Raw genomic sequence first — 5,047 nt, 5'->3', positions numbered from 1 at the left:
CGCCACCACCCGCACCCACTTCCCCCACCGCGCCGTCATCACCACCGACCACCACGCCGCACTCCACGCCCTCCAACACGACACACCACACCCCGGTCTGGTCCGGTCCGTGGCCCCGGGGGGCGGGCGGGAGGCCAGGCTGGCGTTCCTGTTCACCGGCCAGGGCGCGCAGCGGCTCGGCATGGGCAAGGAGCTGTACGCGGCGTCGCCGGTGTTCGCCGGGGCCTTCGACGCCGTGTGCGCCGAGCTGGACCGGCAGCTGCCGCGTCCGCTGGGCGAGGTGGTGTTCGGTGAGGACGCGGAGCTGCTGAACCGGACCGTGTTCGCGCAGGCATCCCTGTTCGCCGTGGAGACCGCGCTGTTCCGGCTCGTGGAGCACTACGGCCTGCGGCCCGACTTTGTGCTGGGGCATTCCATCGGCGAGGTGACGGCCGCGCACGTGGCCGGGGTCCTCTCGCTGCGGGACGCCGCGGTGCTGGTGGCGGCCCGGGGCCGGCTGATGCAGGCGGCTCGCGGCGACGGCGCCATGGTCGCCGTCCAGGCGGCCGAGGAAGAGGTCCTGGCCGCGCTGGAGGGCTACGGCGACCGGGTCGCGGTGGCCGCCGTCAACGGCCCGACGTCGGTGGTGATCTCCGGTGACGCCGCTGCCACCGACGAGGTCGCCGCGCTGTTCGCCCGCTCGGGCCGCAAGACCAAGCGGCTGCGGGTCAGCCACGCCTTCCACTCCGCGCACATGGACAGCGCGCTGGAGGAGTTCCGCGCGGTCCTGGACGGGCTGCGGTTCGCGGAGCCGGTCCTTCCCGTCGTCTCCAATGTGACGGGACGGCTCGCCACCACCGAGCAGCTGCGGTCGCCCGCGTACTGGGTGTCCCACATCCGGCAGCCGGTCCGCTTCCTGGACGGCGTCACCTGCCTCGTCGAGCAGGGCGTCGTCACGTTCGTCGAGCTGGGTCCCGACGGGGTGCTGACCGGCATGGCCCACGACTGCCTGGCCGACGCCGGCCCGGCCGAGGGGGCCGACGCTCCCGGCGTCGTCGCCGTGCCGAGCCTGCGCGAGGGGCGTGACGAGGTCGCCGCGGTGGCCGCCGTACTGGGCCACGCCCTCGCACGCGGCGCCGGCCTGGACTGGCGGGCCCTCTTCCCCGGCGCGTCGCCGGTGGCCCTGCCCACCTACGCCTTCCAGCACGAGACGTACTGGATGGAGCCGGCGCCCGCCACCGATGTCACCGCCGCCGGGCTGACCTCGGCCGCTCACCCCCTGCTGGGCGCGGCCCTCGCCCGTCCCGACGGGCAGGGCGCCGTGCTGACCGGCCGGATCTCCCTGCGCACCCACCCCTGGCTGGCCGACCACACGATCGCCGGAGCGGTGCTGCTCCCCGGCACCGCGTTCGTGGACCTGGCCGTCGCCGCCGGTGACCTCGTCGGCTGCGGCGCGGTCGAGGAACTCACCCTCGAGGCCCCGCTCGTGCTGACCGAGCAGGCGGCCGTGGACCTGCGGGTGACGGTGGACGCCGCCGGGCCGGACCGCTGGTCGGTGACGGTCCATTCGCGGCCCGCCGGCGACGGTCCGTCCGGTGCGCACGGCCCGGGCGTCGCCGGTGACGAGGCGGAGTGGACCCGGCACGCCTCCGGCGTCCTCGCCGCGGGCGTCGCCGACGGGCCGGCCGGCCTGGGCGGCACGTGGCCGCCGCCGGAGGCGACCCCCGTCGACGTGGACGGCCTGTACGCGGAGCTGGCGGCGGGCGGCTACCTCTACGGCCCCGCCTTCCAGGGAGTGCGGGCGGCCTGGCGGCTCGGCGAGGAGATCTACGCCGAGGTGTGCCTGGCCGACGGCACGGACACCGCCGGCTACGGCGTGCACCCCGCGCTGCTGGACGCTGCCCTGCACCTGCTGGTCCTGGACTCCTCGGACGGGGTGCGGCTGCCCTTCGCCTGGTCCGGTGCGGTCGTCCACGCCACCGGCGCCACCGCGCTGCGCGTGCGGCTGAGCCCCGCCGGCACGGATGCCTTCTCGATCACGCTGGCCGACGCCACGGGCGCGCCGATCGCCGCGGTGGAGTCGCTGGCGCTGCGCGCCATGGCGCCCGGCCGGCCGGGTGCCTCCGGCGGCGACAAGTCCCTGTTCCGGATCGACTGGACCGAGGTCACGCCGCCCGAGGGCGTCCGCCTGCCGGAGGCGGCCCCGGCCGTCCTCGGCTCCGGCGTGCCGGGCCCGTGGCCGGCCGCGGCGGCGGTGTACGCCGATGTGGCCGCCCTCGAGCGGGCCGTCGACGAGGGTGCCCCGGTGCCCGACGTCGTCCTTCTCCCCTGCCTGGGAGAGGCGGGTACCGACGTGGTGGGCGACGCGCACGCCGCGGTGCGGCGCGTGCTGGCCGTGGTGCGGGAGTGGGTGGCGGCGGAGCGGCTCGACGCCGCGCGGCTGGTGGTGCTCACCCGCGGCGCGGTCGCTGCCGGTCCCGACGAGGCGGTCCCCGACGTCGCGACGGCCGCGGTCTGGGGCGCGCTGCGCTCCGCGCAGACCGAACACCCCGACCGGTTCGTCCTCGTCGACCTCGACGCGCGCGCGGTGCCCGCCGCCGACGCGGACGCCGGGTGGCCGGCGCTGCGTACGGCGGTGGCCCTGGCGTCGGCGTGCGAGGAGCCGCAGCTCGCTGTGCGCGGCGGCACGGTGCTCGCCGCACGCCTGGCGCGGCACTCCGTCAAGGGGCTGCTGACGGCCCCCGAGGGGGAGGCCGCCTGGCGGATGGAGGTGGCGGCCAACGGCTCGCTGGACGCCCTGTCGCTGCGGGCCCACCCCGAGTCCCTGGCGCCCCTGGAGCCGGGTCAGGTACGGATCGACGTACGCGCCGCCGGGCTGAACTTCCGCGACGCGCTCAACGCGCTGGGGCTCTACCCCGGCGAGGCCGGCCCGCCCGGGATCGAGGGCGCCGGCGTGGTCACCGAGGTCGGTCCCGGCGTGGCCGGGCTGGCTCCGGGCGACCGGGTGATGGGCCTGCTGACCGGCGCGTTCGGGCCGGTCGCGGTCGCCGACCACCGGCTGCTCGTGCGTATGCCCGCCGGCTGGACCTTCGCCCGCGCGGCGTCGGTGCCCGCCGTGTTTCTGACGGCCTATCACGCGCTGGTGGAGCTGGGATCGCTGCGCCGTGGAGAGCGGCTGCTGGTGCACGCGGCCGCCGGTGGCGTCGGCATGGCCGCCGTCCAGCTGGCCCGTCACCTGGGCGCCGAGGTCTTCGGCACCGCGAGCGCGGGCAAGTGGGACACGCTGCGTTCGCTGGGCCTGGACGACCGGCACATCGCCTCCTCGCGCGACCTGGAGTTCGAGGAGAGCTTCGGCCGGGAGGTACGGGCGGCGGGCGGCGACGGCGTCGACGTGGTGCTCAACTCGCTGGCCGGCGAGTTCGTGGACGCCTCGCTGCGGCTGCTGCGGCCGGGCGGGCGGTTCCTGGAGATGGGCAAGACGGACATCCGCGAGGCGGAGTCCATCCCTGACGCGTCCTACCAGGCGTTCGACCTGATGTGGCTCGCGCCGGACCGCATCCAGCACATGCTGCTCGCGCTCGTCGACCTCTTCGAGGCGGGCGCGCTGCAGACCCTGCCCGTCACGGTGTGGGACATCCGCCGGGCGCCCGAGGCGTTCCGGTACATCAGCCAGGCGCGGCACATCGGCAAGATCGTGCTCACCCTGCCGAGCGCCCCCGCTCCCGGGGGCACGGTCCTGGTCACCGGTGGTACGGGCACGCTCGGTTCCCTGCTCGCCCGTCACCTGGTCACCGGGCACGGGGTGCGGCACCTGCTGCTGACCAGCCGCCGCGGCCCGGACGCGGAGGGCGCGGACGCGCTGCGCGAGGAACTGACCGCGCTCGGCGCCCAGGTGACCATCGCCGCCTGCGACACGGCCGACCGCGACGCCCTCGCCGCGCTCCTCGCCACCGTCCCCGCCGCGCACCCCCTGACCGCCGTCGTCCACACCGCCGGCGTCGCCAGCGACGGGATCGTCTCGTCGCTGCGGCCCGAGCAGGTCACGGCCGTGCTGCGGCCGAAGGTCGACGCCGCCTGGCACCTGCACGAGCTGACCCGCGACATGGACCTGTCGGCGTTCGTGCTGTACTCCTCCATCGCCGGGCTCATCGGCAACGCGGGCCAGGCCAACTACGCGGCGGCGAACACCTTCCTGGACGCCCTCGCGCAGCACCGCCGCGCCCAGGGCCTGCCCGCCACCTCCCTGGCCTGGGGCCTGTGGGAGGAGACCAGTGCCATCTCCGGGAACATGGGGGAGCACGACCGCAATCGGCTGGAGCGGTCCGGCTTCAAGGCCCTCTCCTCCGCCCGGGGGACGGCGCTGTTCGACGCGGCGTGGCAGGGGACCGAGGCGCTCCTGGCTCCGATCCCGGTCGATGTGACCCGTCTGCGCGAGGACGCGACGGCGACCGGCGTGTCCGCCCTCCTGCGGGAGCTGGTGCGCGTCCCGGCCGCCCGGCGCACGGTGGCCCCGGCCGCCGGGTCGGGCGCGGCCTCCTGGCCCGAGCGGCTCGCGCCGCTGTCCGAGCAGGACCGGCGCGAAACGCTCAAGGACGTGGTCCGTGCGGAGATCGCCGCCGTGCTCGGCCACCCGAAGCCCGAAACGGTCCGCACTGACCAGGAGTTCAAGCAGCTGGGCTTCGACTCGCTCACGTCCGTGGAGCTGCGCAACCGGCTCAACACCGCCACCGGGCTCAAGCTGCCCGCCATGCTGATCTTCGACTACCCCACGCCCGACGCCATCGTCGACCTCCTGCTGGCCACCTTCGTCCCCGAAGAGGCCGACCCGGAGATCCGCATCCTCGCGGACGCCGACCACATGGACGCGGCGATGTCCGCCTTCTCCGGCGACAGCAAGGCCCACGCGAGGATCACGGCCCGCCTGGAGGCGCTCCTGCGCAAGTGGAACGCCCTCCAGGACTCCCCCACCGCCAACGGTTCCGTCGACGATCTCGACGCGATCTCCGACGACGACCTTTTCGATGCTCTCGACAACGAGCTGTCGCGCTAAGAAGTAAAGGCACCAATC

At 75.4% G+C, this 5,047-nt stretch carries 1 protein-coding gene; it reads left to right on the top strand.

Features of this window, described 5'->3' with window-relative positions; genetic code table 11:
* Positions 1-109: 109 nt before the first annotated feature.
* Positions 110-5,029, top strand: a complete 4,920-nt coding sequence (locus ABZ956_RS20835; RefSeq protein ID WP_361895508.1) for an SDR family NAD(P)-dependent oxidoreductase — start codon at positions 110-112, stop codon at positions 5,027-5,029.
* Positions 5,030-5,047 lie beyond the last annotated feature (18 nt).

It is taken from the genome of Streptomyces sp. NPDC046261 (assembly GCF_040646235.1).
Taxonomy (GTDB): Bacteria; Actinomycetota; Actinomycetes; order Streptomycetales; family Streptomycetaceae; genus Streptomyces.
This window is presented reverse-complemented; position numbering and strand designations above follow the sequence as displayed.